Source organism: Rhodanobacter sp. C06 (assembly GCF_002001105.1).
Lineage (GTDB): Bacteria > Pseudomonadota > Gammaproteobacteria > Xanthomonadales > Rhodanobacteraceae > Rhodanobacter_A.
The window spans coordinates 58,056-73,512 of sequence record NZ_MUNP01000017.1; the positions used below are offsets into that span (position 1 = coordinate 58,056).

Annotated in this window: 5 protein-coding genes and 1 tRNA gene; 3 read left to right on the forward strand and 3 right to left on the reverse strand. The window is 68.8% G+C overall.

Features of this window, described 5'->3' with window-relative positions; all coding sequences use genetic code 11:
- Positions 1–8 precede the first annotated feature (8 nt).
- Together B0E52_RS00600 and B0E52_RS00605 are read left to right on the forward strand one after the other, a co-directional pair.
- A complete protein-coding gene (locus tag B0E52_RS00600; RefSeq protein ID WP_077480708.1) occupies positions 9–9,824 on the forward strand; it encodes a filamentous hemagglutinin N-terminal domain-containing protein in 9,816 nt (3,271 codons plus the stop codon).
- Positions 9,817–10,947, forward strand: coding sequence for a hypothetical protein (locus tag B0E52_RS00605; RefSeq protein ID WP_139351533.1), 1,131 nt, complete (start codon positions 9,817–9,819; stop codon positions 10,945–10,947). Before B0E52_RS00600 ends, B0E52_RS00605 begins: the two co-directional genes overlap by 8 nt.
- A gap of 12 nt (positions 10,948–10,959) precedes the next feature.
- Here B0E52_RS00605 and tssA read toward each other — a convergent pair whose 3' ends face one another.
- Together tssA and B0E52_RS00615 are read right to left on the reverse strand one after the other, a co-directional pair.
- Entirely contained in the window at positions 10,960–11,997 is a 1,038-nt protein-coding gene (tssA, locus tag B0E52_RS00610) for a type VI secretion system protein TssA (RefSeq protein ID WP_077480712.1), read from the reverse strand.
- A 117-nt stretch (positions 11,998–12,114) separates the two neighbouring features.
- A tRNA-Val gene (locus B0E52_RS00615) sits at positions 12,115–12,189 on the reverse strand.
- Between the two features lie 98 nt (positions 12,190–12,287).
- On the opposite strand from B0E52_RS00615, the gene B0E52_RS00620 reads away from it, so the two are divergent.
- On the forward strand, positions 12,288–12,620 hold the full coding sequence (locus B0E52_RS00620; protein ID WP_077480714.1) for a lipid-A-disaccharide synthase N-terminal domain-containing protein: 333 nt from the start codon (positions 12,288–12,290) through the stop codon (positions 12,618–12,620).
- Between the two features lie 68 nt (positions 12,621–12,688).
- On the opposite strand, the gene metH is transcribed toward B0E52_RS00620, so the two are convergent.
- Positions 12,689–15,388 (reverse strand): methionine synthase, encoded by a 2,700-nt coding sequence (gene metH / locus B0E52_RS00625; RefSeq protein WP_077480716.1) that lies wholly within the window; start codon positions 15,386–15,388, stop codon positions 12,689–12,691.
- Between the last annotated feature and the right edge of the window lie 69 nt (positions 15,389–15,457).

The window sequence follows — 15,457 nt, forward strand, 5'->3', positions numbered from 1 at the left end:
CAACGATCATGAACACGATTTCCCGCACGGCCCAGCGCAGCTCCCGTCAGCAGGCCGAGGCAATGCCGGCGACGGCCCTGCCGCGGCTGCGGCAGCAACGGCTGGCGCTCAGCCTGGCGGTGGCGCTCGGTTCGGTGTCGTTCTGCGGCGGCGCACTGGCCGCCGTTGCCGGCGGCGTGGCGCCCGGCAGCACGCCGATCGGCGGCGTGGTGGTCGGCGGTTCGGGTTCGATCGCGCAGAACGGCGTGAATACGGTGATCAACCAGAACTCGGCGCTGCTGGCGCTGAACTGGCAGAGCTTCAACGTCGGCAAGGACGCCACGGTGCTGTTCAACCAGCCCTCGTTCAACGCGGTGGCGCTCAACCGCATCCTCGACCAGAGCCCCAGCCAGATCTTCGGCCACATCAACTCCAACGGCCAGGTGTTCCTGATCAACACCCACGGCATCATCTTCGGCAGCAGCGCGCAGCTGAACGTGGGCGGCCTTGTGGCGAGCACGCTGGACCTCACGCCGAGTGATTTCCTGTCGAACCATTTCAACCTCGACGCGCACGGCGGCAGCGCCGGCGTCGTCAACCACGGCACCATCCAGGCCGCCAGCGGCGGTTCGGTGAGCCTGGTCGGCGGCAAGGTCGAGAACGACGGCCTGATCGTGGCGAACTACGGCCGCATCAACCTCGACGGCGCCGACAAGGCGGTGCTGGATTTCGACGGCAATGGCCTGATCAACGTGCAGATCACCGGCGCGTTGCAGCAGCGCCTGAGCAACGACGAGGCCGCGGTGACGAACAACGGCCGCCTGCAGGCCGACGGCGGCACCGTGGTGCTGCAGGCCTCGGCCGCGAAGGACCTGTTCACCAACCTGGTCAACAACACGGGCGTGATCGACGCCCACGGCATCAGCACCGATGGCGGCGTGGTGCGCCTGGTCGGCAGCGGCGGCAACACCGTCAGCAGCGGCAGCATCGACGCCAGTGGCGTGCACGGCGGCAGCGTGCAGCTGCTGTCCGACCAGAACGTCGGCGTGACGGGCGGCAGCATCGATGCCTCGGGCACGCAGGGCGGTGGCAGCATCCGCGTGGGCGGCGGCTGGCAGGGCGGCGAGGGGTTGCAGACGGCGTCGGCGACCTATGTCGCGCCGGACGCCAAACTGAATGCCGATGCCACGAAAGCGGGCAATGGCGGCTCCGTGGTGGTGTGGGGCAACGACGTCAACAATTTCTACGGCAGCATCAGCGCGCGTGGCGGGGCCATTAGCGGCAACGGTGGCCGGGTCGAAACCTCGTCGCACTACGGCCTCAACGCCCAGGGTGAAGTGGACGCGTCGGCGGCCCAAGGCAACGCCGGCACGTGGCTGCTTGATCCCTACAACGTGACGATCAGCACCAGTGCGAATGCCAATACCGGTACCTCGCCCGACTACACGGCCAGCGGCACCGGCTCGAACGTCAGCACCGTTGGAGCCACTGGAATCAACGCGGCGTTGACCGGTGGCACCGACGTGTTCGTGTTCACCAACAACAGCCAGGCTGGCAACGGCACCGAAACCGGCAACATCACGCTGAGTGCGCCGATCGCTGCCAGCGGCGCCGGGTCACTCTATCTGGAGGCGGTCGGCAGCATCCTGCTCGAGAACACCATCACTGCCAAGAGTGCAGCTCTGCCGCTCAATGTCTACCTGTGGGCGAACTACGGTGGCACGGCGGCCGGCACCACTTACACAAGCAACGCGGCATGTGCCACATGCCAGGTGCTTATCGGCGACGCGGCCAATGCCAGCATCACGACGGATGGCGGCAACGTTGACATCCGCACCGGCGACTCCACTCACGCCGGTGGCGGCTTGCTGCTCGGCAGCAGCACGACCACGGGCAGCATCAACGCAGGCGCGGGCAGCCTGACCGTGGCCACCACCGGCATCAGCCAGCAGGCCGCCGGGGCCAGCACTGTCATTGCGGGTGCGGCAAGTCTCGATGCCGGTGCGGGCGTGCTGACGCTGGGCAACAGTGGCAACGACTTCACCGGCGCAGTGAGCCTGAACAACAGCGGCGCGAACAACGTGACGCTGAACAACGGCAGCAACGCGCTGACTCTGGGTGGGCTGGGCATCGGTGGCGCGTTGACGCTCACCTCGAGCGGCGGCATCACGCTGGGCGGCGACGTGACCTCCGGCGATGCGCAGACGTACAACGGCAATGTGCTGCTGGGTAGCGGCGTGACGCTGCAGACCACCAACAAGAACGTGAGCTTCGGCGGCACGGTGGACAACGCCACCGGCACGGCCGAAGCGCTGACAATCAGCGCCGGTACGGGCGCGGTGACATTCGGCGGCGCAGTGGGTGGCGGCACCAACGGCGCGCTAACCAGCCTGAGCAGCACCGGCGCAGGCGCGGTCACGCTGGGCGGCAACGTGACCACGACCGGCGCACAGAGCTACACCGGTGCCGTGTTGCTGGGCGGCAACGCCACGTTGCAGACCACCAACAGCAACGTGAGCTTCGGCAGCACGGTCGACAACGCCACCGGTACGGCCGAAACGCTGACCATCAGCGCCGGCACCGGCGCGGTGACGTTCACCGGTGCCGTGGGCGCGGGTGCCAATGGTGCGATTGGCGCGCTGACCGTGAACGGCAGCGGCGCGACGAGCCTGGGCACAGTGAGCGCGGCGAGTCTGGCCACGAACACCGGCACGACCACGCTCAATGGCAACATCACCACCACCGCGGGACAGACTTACACCGGCGCGGTGCTGCTGGGCAGTGGCGTGGCGTTGAATGCCACCAACAACGCCGTGGATTTCAAGAGCACGGTGGACAACGCGACCAGCGGCACGCCGGAAGCATTGACGGTAAATGCGGGCAACGGCGCGGTGACGTTCACCGGTGCCGTGGGCGCAGGTGCCAATGGTGCGATTGGCGCGCTGACCGTGAACGGCAGCGGCGCGACGAGCCTGGGCACAGTGAGCGCGGCGAGTCTGGCCACGAACACCGGCACGACCACGCTCAATGGCAACATCACCACCACCGCGGGACAGACTTACACCGGCGCGGTGCTGCTGGGCAGTGGCGTGGCGTTGAATGCCACCAACAACGCCGTGGATTTCAAGAGCACGGTGGACAACGCGACCAGCGGCACGCCGGAAGCATTGACGGTAAATGCGGGCAACGGCGCGGTGACGTTCACCGGTGCCGTGGGCGCAGGTGCCAATGGTGCGATTGGCGCGCTGACCGTGAACGGCAGCGGCGCGACGAGCCTGGGCACAGTGAGCGCGGCGAGTCTGGCCACGAACACCGGCACGACCACGCTCAATGGCAACATCACCACCACCGCGGGACAGACTTACAACGGTGCGGTGCTGCTGGGCAGTGGCGTGGCGTTGAATACCACCAACAATGCCGTCGATTTCAAGAGCACGGTGGACAACGCGGCCAGCGGCACGCCGGAAGCACTGACGGTAAATGCGGGCACCGGCGCAGTGACGTTCACCGGCGCCGTGGGCGCAGGTACCAATGGCGCGATTGGCGCGCTGATCGTGAGCGGCAGCGGTGCGACGAGCCTGGGTGCAGTGAAGGCGGCCAGTCTGGCCACGAACACCGGCACGACCACGCTCAATGGCACCACCATCACCACCACCGGAGGACAGACTTACAACGGCGCGGTGCTGCTGGGTACGAGTGCCACGCTGACGAGCACCGGGGGCGCTGCGATCGGCTTCGGCTCGACGGTGAACGGCGGGTTCGGCCTGACCGTGAGCACCAGTGGCGCGACCAGCTTCGGTAATGCAGTGGGCGGCACGACGACGCTGACCAGCCTTGCCAGTGTCGGCACTGGCACGGTCACGCTGGATGGCAACGTGACCACCAGCGGTGCGCAGAGCTATACCGGTGCCGTGACGCTGGGCAATAGCGTCGTACTCACCTCCGACAATGCCGGGGTAGGTTTCACCGGCGCGGTGGACAATGCGACGAGCGGCACGCCGGAAGTGCTGGCGGTGAATGCGGCCAACGGACTCGTGTCGTTCGGCGGCACGGTGGGCGGTGGCGCCAACGGTGCGCTATCGGGCCTCACCACCAGCAGCAAGACGTTCAGTGCGAACACGTTGAACATCGGGTCTGGCGGCCTGTCGGTGAAGACGACAGGCGGCGGCATCGCACAGGGCGGGGCCTTCATCGTCACTGGCAGCGGCACATCGATCTTCGATGCCGGTGGCAACGCGGTCACACTGAACAACAGCAACAACGACTTCGCCGGCGCAGTGACGGCGACCGGCGCCGGCGTGTCGATATTCGGCAAGAACACCCTGAACATCGCCAGCCTGACCGACAACGGCAACGGCAATGTGAACCTGACCGCCGGCGGCACGCTGGCGTTGCCGAACGGCGGAATCGATGCCGGCTCGGGCAACATCGCGCTGGCCTCCAACGGCGGCGCGCTGGCCGCCGGCAACGTGAGCGGCAACAACGTGTCGCTGACCGGCAGCAGCGGCATCACGCTGGGCGGCGACGTGCTGGCGCTGGGCACCCTGGCGCTTGCGAGCACGAATGCGGCCATCGTGCAGACGGCCGGCGCGCTGATCATCAGCGGCGGCACCACGGTGAATGCGGGCAACGGCGCCATCAGCCTGGCCAGCGCCAACAACGTCTTTGTCGGCGCGGTGGGCCTCACCGGCGGCAATACGCAGATCGCCGCGACGACCCAGCCGTTGATCCTGGGCCAGCTGAATACCGGTGCGCTGACCGCGACCAGCAACGGCGGCGCGCTGAACCTCGGGCAGGGCACGATCGCGGGCGGGCTGACCGCCACGGCGGCGGGCAATATCACCGAAGCGGGCGCGCTAGGCGTGAGCGGCCCTTCCAGCCTCACGGTGATCGGCGGCCAGCACGACATCCTGCTGAGCGCGGCGAACGATTTCGGTGGTCAGACGGTCACGGTGAACGCCAGCGGCGGCGGCAGCATCGGCACCCTCAGCCTGGGCGACAGCAATGCCGCCGCGCTGTTCCCGACCCTCACGGTCGCACCGACCAACCTGGTGCTGAATTACACCCAGGCCGGCATCGCCGTGACTTCGCCGCTGACGCTGGGCGGCACCCTCGACCTGACTGCCGGCGGCGGCATCGCGCTGAATGGCGGCGTGAACACGGGCGGCACGCAGACTTACCACAGCGCAGTGCTGCTGGGTGGCGCCAGCACGCTGACAGCCAGCACCGGCAACGTGAGCTTCGATGGCACGGTGGACAACGCAGGCGCCACGCCGGAAGCGCTGACCGTGAATGCCGCCAACGGCCTCGTATCGTTCGGTGGTGCGGTGGGTGGCGGCGGCAACGGTGCCCTGGCCAGCCTGACCACCAGCAGCGGCTCCTTCAGCGCCAATGCCTTGGACATCGGCAGCGGCGGCCTTTCGGTGACGACCAGCACAGGCGGCATCGCCCAGGGCACTGGCGTGTTCACGGTGGCGGGACCGTCGACCTTCACTGCGATTGGCCAGTCGATCAACCTGACCAACAACAACGTTTTCGGCAACCCGGTCACGGCCAGCGGCACCGGCATCGCGATCACGGCGGCGGGGGACCTGTCGATCGCTTCGCTGGCCGATGGCACCAACGGCGCGGTGAGCCTGATCGCCGGCGGCAATCTCATCCTGTCGGGGGCAGCCATCGACACCGGTACCAGCGACCTGACCTTGTCCTCCGGCGGCACGCTGACGACCACCAGTGACATGAGCGGCGCCGACGTCTACCTCACCGGCACCAATGGACTGAGCCTGGGCAGCAATGTCACGGCGACGACCACGCTCGGCCTCCACAGCGGCAACGGTTCGATCAACCAGACCGCCGGCGCGCTCACGGCCGGCACGCTGGTCGGCAACTCGAACGGCAGCACAACCCTGGGCGGCCTCAACGCGATCGCCAGCCTGGGCGCGTTCAGCGCGAACGGTTTCAGCATGAACAATGCGGGCGCGTTGACGGTGGCCGGTGCGGTGGCGGGCGGCACGGGCGCCACCACGATCACGACGGGTGCGGGAAGCAACCTCACGCTGGCCGCGACCGGCAGCATCGGTGGCAGCGGGGTGACGCTGAACTCGGGCGGCGCGATCGATGCGGCGGCGGGCAGCGTCGTCAACAGCAACAACGGTGCGCTGACCTTGAGCGGCGGCGCGTTCACGCTGGACGGCGCGTTGAACGCCGGCACCGGCATGGCGACGCTGGATGCGGCGGGCGCGATCACGCAGGTGGTGGCCACGGGCGTCATCACGGCGGGCACGTTGACCGGTCACTCGACCGGCACGAGCACCAGCCTGCTGGGCGCGAACCAGGTGGGCACGCTGGGCGCGTTCAGCGCGAACGGCTTCAGCATGAACAATGCGGGTGCGTTGACGGTGGCCGGTGCGGTGGCGGGCGGCACGGGCGCCACCACGATCACGACGGGTGCGGGAAGCAACCTCACGCTGGCCGCGACCGGCAGCATCGGTGGCAGCGGGGTGACGCTGAACTCGGGCGGCGCGATCGACGCAGCGGCGGGCAGCGTCGTCAACAGCAACAACGGTGCGCTGAACCTGGGCGGCGGCGCGTTCACGCTGGACGGCGCGTTGAACGCCGGCACCGGCACGGCGACGCTGGATGCGGCGGGCGCGATCACGCAGGCGGTGGCCACGGGCGTCATCACGGCAGGCACGCTGACCGGTCACTCGACCGGCGCGAGCACCAGCCTGCTGGGCGTGAACCAGGTGGGTACGCTGGGCGCGTTCAGCGCGAACGGCTTCAGCCTGACGGACGCGCGGGCGCTGACGGTGGCTGCAGGCGCCACGGTGGACGGCGGCACGGCCGGCACGACGCTGACGACGACGGGCGCGGGGAACGGCCTGACCATCAACGGCACGCTGGGCAACACCGGCGGCACGACGACGCTGGCTTCGGCCGGTGCGATCGGCGAAGGCGCGAACGGCGTGGTGAAGGCGAGCACGCTGACCGGCAGCGCGACCGGCGACGCCACGCTGGGCGGCGCCAACCTCATCGGCACGCTGGGCAGCTTCAGCGCCAGGGACATCACCCTCGTCGACGCGCAGGCGCTGACGGTGGCGGGACCGCTGGCGACGACCGGCGGTACCGGCAACATCAGCTTGCGCACGACGGGCAGCGGCAACGTGCTGAGCGTGAACACCGCGCTGAGCGGCGGGACCATCACCCTCGATTCGGCTGCTGCGTTGACGGTGGGCAACAGCGTCACCGGCACGGCAGTGAACCTGGGCGCGGCCGGCAATCTGGCCATCAATGCAGCGGTAAGCAGCGGCACGGGCACGACGACGCTGACGCAGACCGGCTCCGGTGCGATCACCGAGGGAGCCGGCGGCACGATCAAGGCCAGCACGCTGACCGGCAGTTCGACGGGTGCGACGACGCTGGGCAATGCCAACCTGATCGGCACGCTGGGTGCGTTCGGCGCGAACGGTTTCAGCCTGGCGAATGCACAGGCGCTGACGATCGGTGGCGCGGTGAGCGGCGGCACGGGCACGGCGGCCATCCGCACCACGACCGGGGCGCTGACGGTGGGCAGCGCCGTCAGCGGCAACGCGGTGACGCTGGACAGCGCCGGCGGACTGGCGATCAACGCCGCGGTGAACAGCGGCGGCGGCACCACCACGCTGACTTCCGGCGGCACGATCGGCGAAGGCAGCGGCGGCTTCCTCACGGCAGGCACGCTGACCGGCAGCTCCAGTGGCGCGACCACGCTGGGCGGCATCAATGCGATCGCGAACCTGGGCAACTTCACCGCGAATGGCTTCAGCCTGGTGAACGCGCAGGCCCTGACGGTGGTGGGCGCGGTGAGCGGCGGCGCGGCGGGCGTCACGCTGGCCACCACGTCCGGCAACCTGACGGTGGATGGCAGCGTGAGCAGCGGCAGCGGCACCACCACGCTGACTTCGGCCGGGGCCATCGGCGAAGGCAGCAGTGGCGTCATCGCGGCCGGCACGCTGACCGGCAGCTCCGCCGGCGCCACCACGCTGAACGGGGCGAACCAGATCGGCACGCTGGGCAGCTTCGGCGCGAACGGCTTCGGCCTGACGAACGCGCAGGCGTTGACGGTGGCCGGCACCGTGAACGGCGGCAGCGGCGCCACCGGCATCGCCACCACCGCGGGTGCGCTCACGGTGTACGGCAGCGTCGCCGGTGCCTCGGTTGCACTCGGCGGGCAGGGCGGCCTCGGCATCAACGGCAGCGTGGACAGCGGCGCCGGCAGCACCACGCTGAGTTCCGGCGCTGCGATCAGCGAAGGCAGTGGCGGCGCGATCGCCGCCGGCACGCTGACCGGCAGCGCCAGCGGCGCGGCGGCGCTGGGCGGCGCCAACGCGATCGCGAACCTGGGCAACTTCACGGCGAACGGTTTCGGCTTGCGCAACACGCAGGCGCTGACGGTGGGCGGCACGGTCAACGGCGGCAGCGGCGCCACCAGCCTCGCCACCACGACGGGCGCGCTGACCGTCAATGGCGTCGTCGCCGGCGGCACGGTGAGCCTCGATGGCGGCAGCGGCCTCGCGATCAACGGCGGCGTGAACAGCGGCAGCGGCACGACCACGCTGACTTCGGGCGGCGCGATCGGCGAGGGCGGCAACGGCGTCATCACGGCGGGCACCCTGATCGGCAATGCCGCGGGCGCGGCCGGGCTGAACGGCGCGAACCAGGTCGGCAGCCTGGGCGGGTTCAGCGCGAACGGCTTCAGCCTGGACAACGCGCAGGCGCTGACCGTGGCGGGCGCGGTGAACAGCGGCAACGGCGCGACCAGCCTCGCCACCACGGCGGGCGCGTTGACGATCAACGGCAATGTCGCCGGCAGCGCCGTCACCCTCAGCGGCGGCAGCGGCCTCGCGATCAACGCGGGCGTGAACAGCGGCGGCGGCACGACCACGCTGCTCTCGGGCGGCGCGATCAGCGAGGGCAGCAACGGCGTGGTCACCGCGGGCACCCTGACCGGCCAGTCGACCGGCAGCACCACGCTGGATCCGGCGAACATGATCGCCACGCTGGGCAATTTCACGGCGAACGGCTTCAACCTGCTGAACGGCGAGGCGCTGACCGTCGCCGGCACCGTCAATGGCGGCAGCGGCATCACGCTGCAGACCACCAGCGGCGGCGTGACGATAGCCGGCGCCTTGTCCGCCCGGCTTGTCACGCTGCAGTCCGCCGGCGCCATCGACGGTGGTGCGGGCGGCAGCATCACCGCCGCCACGCTGACCGGCAGCGCAGCCGGCCCGACCACGCTGGGCACGGCCACGCAGTTCATGGGCAACCACGTCGGCACGCTGGGCGGCTTCTCCTCGCCGGCCGGCTTCAGCTTCACCAACGCGCAGACGCTGACGCTGGCCTCGGTGGGCGGCAGCGCGTACACGGTGAATGCGGGCACGTCGTCGCTATACCTGGGCGTGAGCGGCGGCGACCTGCTGCAGCAGGGCACGAACTGGTCGTACGACGGCAGCGGCACCTGGTCCTCGACCGGCCGCATCGGCACCATCGGCGCGCCGATCTACGTCACCGGCGTGAGCGACCAGACGGTGGCCCAGGTCGGCGTGCCGCCGGCCTACTTCTACGCGGTGGATGCGCAGGGCAACCTGCTGCCGGTGGTCGGCGCGCCCAGCGTCAACGTGCCGACTTCAGCGCTGACCAGCCGCGCGCAGAACGGCAACCATGGCGATGCCTACATCGACCCCAGCGTGATCAACGCCAACTACCGCTCGTTCGGCATCGTGCCGTCCGGCATCCTGCTGCCGGCCGACCAGCAGGCCTGCCAGCCCGGCCAGCCGGCCTCCGCGGATTGCCCGGACAATGACTGAGTCGCGGCGGATGCGGCGTGGCCCGCGCCTGCTGCCGGCGCTGGTGGGTTTCGGCCTGCTGCTGGCAGCCGGCGGCTGGGTAGCGATGGCGCAGGACGCGGCGCGCCCCACCGGCGACTACGTGCTGGCGCAACTCGATGCGGCGCGGCAGGCGTTGGCGCAGCGCACGACGCAGCAGCCGGATCCCGCCCTGGCCGAAGCCGGGCGGCAACTCGGGCAGATCGGCGATGCCCTGCGCCGGCAGCTGGGCGGCGCGACGGCCCAGCCCATCGAGATTCTCGGCGACAAGACCAAGGCCGCCGCGCTGCGTGCGGATGCCGCCGCCCAACGCACCCAGGCCTGGCTGAAGGCTTCGTCCGGTTGCCGCGGCGGCGACGCGAAGGCACTGGCGGCGGCGCTGGCGTTGGCCGTCGAACGACTCGCCACGGCGCCGACCTCCGACAAGCCATCGCCGCCGGTGATCGACGCGGTCGAGACGACGGACCAGCAGCCGCTGTTCGTGATCCATCCCGCCGCGCAGCCGCTGGCCTTCGCCGTGCTCGGCGCGAACCTGCTGGACGCGCAGTGCGCGAATCCGCAGGTGAGCCTGACCGACGTGCAGGGCAAGCCGGTCGACGCGCAACCCGTCATCACCGGTATCACGCCGCAGCGCATCGCGCTCAAGCTCGCGAGTACCGCCCGCCTGCAGCCGGGCGGCTACGTGCTTCATGTGGTGCCGCAGCGCAAGGCCTTCCTGGTGGGTTGCACGAAGCAGCCCGAGGCAGTGGCGGCGTTGCAGGTGGCGCCACCGCTGCATGTGGTCATCGACTACACGCTCAGCGCGACTTGCCGCGGACAGGGGCAGCTCACCCTGGGGCACGGCAGCCTGCCGGCCATCGCGAAGCAGGGCGCCACCGTGTCGCAGCCGATCGATGCGGCGGCCTGCACGAATCCCGAGAGCTACACGATCAGTGCGACCGCGCATTTCGGCGATGGCGACCAGGCCACGGTGGGGCCGGTCACGCAGCCGGCCGATGCCGGCATCACCGCCGGCCTGCCGGGTGGCTTGACGCTCAGCTGGAACCCGGCCATCCATAGCCTGTTCGCGCGTGCCGAGGCGAACATGTGCCGGGGCAGCGGCTGAAGGAGCCGGGGCTCATTCCTCGCCGCTGGAACCGGAGATGATCTGGAATTCCGACAGGCCGCCGGGCGCCAGTTCCTTCATCAGGTCGACGAAGTCCATGCCGACCAGCCGCTGTGCGCGACGCAGCAGATGCGGGATCGGGCTGGAGGGTTCGCGCCGCGTGTAGTACTCGCAGATCTCGTCCAGCCGGCGGATGACGTCCTGTGCCGTTTCGATGCGGCCACTCGCCCCGCTTGCGGGCGCCGCGCCGGGCGCGCCGCCTTCCGCGTCGGCCGGAGCGTCCGCGGTGCCGGCCGGTAGGCGCTTGGTGACCTCGGCGTCGAGGAATTTCTTGAGTTCGTAAATCTCGCCGAGCAGCGGCTTGAGGTCCGGTCCCGCCGTGCCTATGCGGTCGGTGAAGATCGCATCGATGGCACGGGCCTGCTCCATCGCCGACGCGGTCGCGCTGGCGGCATCGACCAGCTGCTCCTCGGGGCAATCAAGGCAGCAGGCCTCGATGTCCGTCATGCCCGGCTGGGTGGAGTCGTCTTCCGACACCGAGATCTTCAGCGTGCCGTTGGCGATGCGCAGGTCGCGCAGCGAGTAGCGCCCGAGTCGCGGCGATTGCACGAACGGCGTGCCGCGGAAATAGCCGAGCACGCCCTGCATGTCGGTGAGCGGCATCACCGCGTTCACGCGCGCGGTGGGGTCGTTGTCGTCCTCGGCGTCCAGTTGCGGATGCACGCTGTCCCAGAGGTTTTCCAGCAGGCCGCGGATCAGTGCCAGACCGTCGGACCAGCCGGCGAGGCCGTGCATGCGCGTCCACGCGGAGGTGAGGTGCACGGCCACACGCAGGTCGCGGCTGCGGCCCAGCAGGGTTTCGCCCAGCGACGAAACCTTGTCCCAGTCGGGTTCCTCGGCGGTCTTCACGCTGTCGCCGATCGCACGCTCGGCCTTCGGCGTGGCCGTGCGTTCCAGGGTCTGGAAGTCGGCATCGTATTCCAGGTCGGGGCCGCTCGGGGCCTCGTCGGCAAGCGGTGTCAGCAGCGATTCCAGATCGTGGCGCGCCATCGGATTTCCCCCTGTGCCCAAGCCGCAAATGGTACATCAGGCGGGCTGTCGAGGATCGTGGCCGGAGTGCAAAAGACGAAGGGCCCGGCGATGCCGGGCCCTTCGTCTTCGATTCGGTGGTGGGCGGTACAAGGATCGAACTTGTGACACCTGCCGTGTGAAGGCAGTGCTCTACCGCTGAGCTAACCGCCCGCCGGGAGCGCGCAAATATACGGGTTGGCGGCAGCGAGGTCAACCCGGGCGGGGTGCTCGCGTAGAATGCGTGGCTCCCATGCCGACCGGTCTGCGCCATGCCCCACGATCTTGCCCACGTCCTGCAGGCCCTGCAGCATTTCGAACTCACGCCGTGGAAGGTGGTGGGTTTTGCGGGCACGCTGATGTTCACCAGCCGCTGGTTCGTGCAGCTGTACTACACGCGCAAGCACAAGCGGGTGGTGATGCCGCTGTCATTCTGGTGGCTGTCCGTGGGCGGCAGCGTGCTGCTGTTGGCGTACTTCGTGTTCGGCAAGAACGACTCGGTGGGCATCATCTCCAACTTCTTCCCGGTGTTCGTGTCGGTCTACAACCTGGTGGTGCACCTGCGTCACCGCAAGAACAGCCTGGGCGACGACGTGGCGGCGTGAGCCGCGGGCAGCCACTGGCTGGCACGCAGGGCGCGCCCCGCGGACGAAGCGCGCGCATGTGGCCGTGATTAATCCGGGTCGTAGTCGAGGTTCGAGGCCAGCCAGCGCTCGGCTTCCGCGAGCGTCCAGCCCTTGCGCTTCGCATAGTCCTCGACCTGCTCGCGGCTGAGCCGGCCGACCACGAAGTACTGGCTGCCCGGGTGCGAGAAGTACCAGCCGGAAACGGCGGCGGCCGGGTACATCGAGAAGCCCTCGGTGAGTTCGATGCCGGCATTCTTCGTGGCGTCGAGCAGCTTGAACAGCGTGGTCTTCTCGGTGTGATCGGGGCAGGCGGGGTAGCCGGGGGCGGGGCGGATGCCCTGGTACTGCTCGGCGATCAAGGCCGCGTTGTCGAGTGTTTCATCGGGCACGTAGCCCCAGAATTCGCGGCGCACGCGCTGGTGCATGCGCTCGGCGAAGGCCTCGGCGAGGCGGTCGGCCAGCGCCTTGAGGATGATCGAGGAGTAGTCGTCCAGCTCGGCGTGGAAGCGCGCCAGGTGTTCCTCGATGCCGAGGCCCGCGGTGACCGCGAAGCCACCGATCCAGTCGCGCTTGCCGAACTCCTTCGGCGCGATGAAATCGGCAAGGCAGAAGTCGGGGCGCTCGGCCGGCTTGTCGGCCTGCTGGCGCAGGTGGTGCAGCGTGGCGAGCTTGGTGCCGCGCGTATCGTCGGTGTAGATCTCCACGTCGTCCATGCGGTTTGCCGCAGGCCAGAAGCCGATCACCGCGCGGGCCTTCAGCCACTTCTCGGCGACCACCTTGTCCAGCATCTTCTGCGCGTCGGCGAACAGCTCGCTGGCCTGCGTGCCCACCACCTCGTCGGTGAGGATGGCGGGGTAGTGGCCGGCCAGTTCCCAGGCCTGGAAGAACGGCGTCCAGTCGATCGTCTCGCGCAATTCGGCGAGGTCGTAGTCGTCGAACACGGTGATGCCGGGCTTGCGCGGCTGCGGTGGCTCGTAGGCGGCCCAGTCGCAGCTGAATCGCTGGCCGCGGGCGTGTTGCAGCGTCACCAGCTTCTTGCCCGGACCGCGATGCTTGTGGCGTTCGCGGATCTCGGCGTACTCGGCGCGCACCTTGGCGAGGAAGCCGTCGACCAGTTCCTTCGAGACCAGCGACTGCGCCACGCCCACCGCGCGCGAGGCGTCCTTCACCCACACGCAGGCGGTGCCGTAGTTCGGCTCGATCTTGATCGCGGTGTGCGCGCGCGAGGTGGTGGCGCCGCCGATCAGCAGCGGAATGTTGAAATTCTGCCGCTTCATCTCCTTGGCGACATGGGCCATTTCCTCGAGCGAGGGCGTGATCAGGCCGGAGACGCCGATCATGTCGGCGTTCTCGGCGATCGCGGCGTCGAGGATCTTCTGCGCCGGCACCATCACGCCGAGGTCGATCACCTCGAAGTTGTTGCAGGCGAGCACCACGCCCACGATGTTCTTGCCGATATCGTGCACGTCGCCCTTGACCGTGGCCATCACGATCTTGCCGTTGGATTTGCTGACGTCGCCGCTTTTTTTCTTCTCCTCTTCCATGAAGGGAAGCAGGTAGGCCACCGCCTTCTTCATCACGCGGGCGGATTTCACCACCTGCGGCAGGAACATCTTGCCGGCGCCGAACAGGTCGCCGACCACGTTCATGCCGTCCATCAGCGGGCCTTCGATCACGTCCAGCGTGCGCGTGACGGTTTGGCGCACTTCCTCGGTGTCGTCCACCACGAACTGGTCGATGCCGTGCACCAGCGCATGTTCCAGCCGCTTGCGCACCGGCAGTTCGCGCCAGGCCAGCGCGTTGCCGTTGTCCTGCTCCCTGGCGCCTTTCTTGTGCTTCTCGGCGATCTCCATCAGCCGCTCGGTGGCGTCCGCGCGGCGGTTCAGCACCACGTCTTCCACGCGCTCGCGCAGCTCGGGTTCCAGCTCGTCGTAGATCGCCAGCTGGCCGGCGTTGACGATGCCCATGTCCATGCCGGCCTGGATGGCGTGGTAGAGGAAAACGCTGTGGATCGCCTCGCGCACGGTGTCGTTGCCGCGGAAGGAGAACGACACGTTGGAGACGCCGCCGGAGAGGTGCGACAGCGGATAGCGCTTCTTCAGTTCCTTCGCGGCCGCGATGAAGTTCACCGCGTTGTCGGCGTGCTCCTCGATGCCGGTGGCGATCGGGAAGATGTTGGAGTCGAAGATGATGTCTTCGGGCGGGAAGCCGACCTGCTCGGTGAGCAGCCTGTAGGAGCGCTCGCAGATTTCCAGCCGGCGCGCCACGGTGTCGGCCTGGCCTTGTTCGTCGAACGCCATCACCACGGTGGCGGCGCCGTAGCGCAGGATCTTCCTGGCCTGATCCAGGAACACTTCCTCGCCTTCCTTCAACGAGATGGAGTTCACCACGCCCTTGCCCTGCAGGCAGCGCAGGCCGGCCTCGATCACGCTCCAGCGCGAGGAATCGACCATCACCGGGATGCGCGCGATGTCGGGCTCGGCGGCGATCAGGTTGAGGAACTTCACCATCGCCGCCTCGGCGTCGAGCAGGCCCTCGTCCATGTTCACGTCGAGGATCTGCGCGCCGCTCGCCACCTGTTGGCGCGCGACTTCCACCGCCTCGTCGTAGCGGTCCTCCTTGATCAGCTTCTTGAACTTCGCCGAGCCGGTGACATTGGTGCGCTCGCCGACGTTGACGAACAGCAGGTCCGGCGTGATGACCAGCGGCTCGAGGCCGGACAGGCGGGTGTGACGGGTGGTGGTCATGGACAGTGCAGCCTTGCAACTTGGACTCCCTCTCCCCCGGCTTTGCCGGGGGAGAGGGTTGGGGTGAGA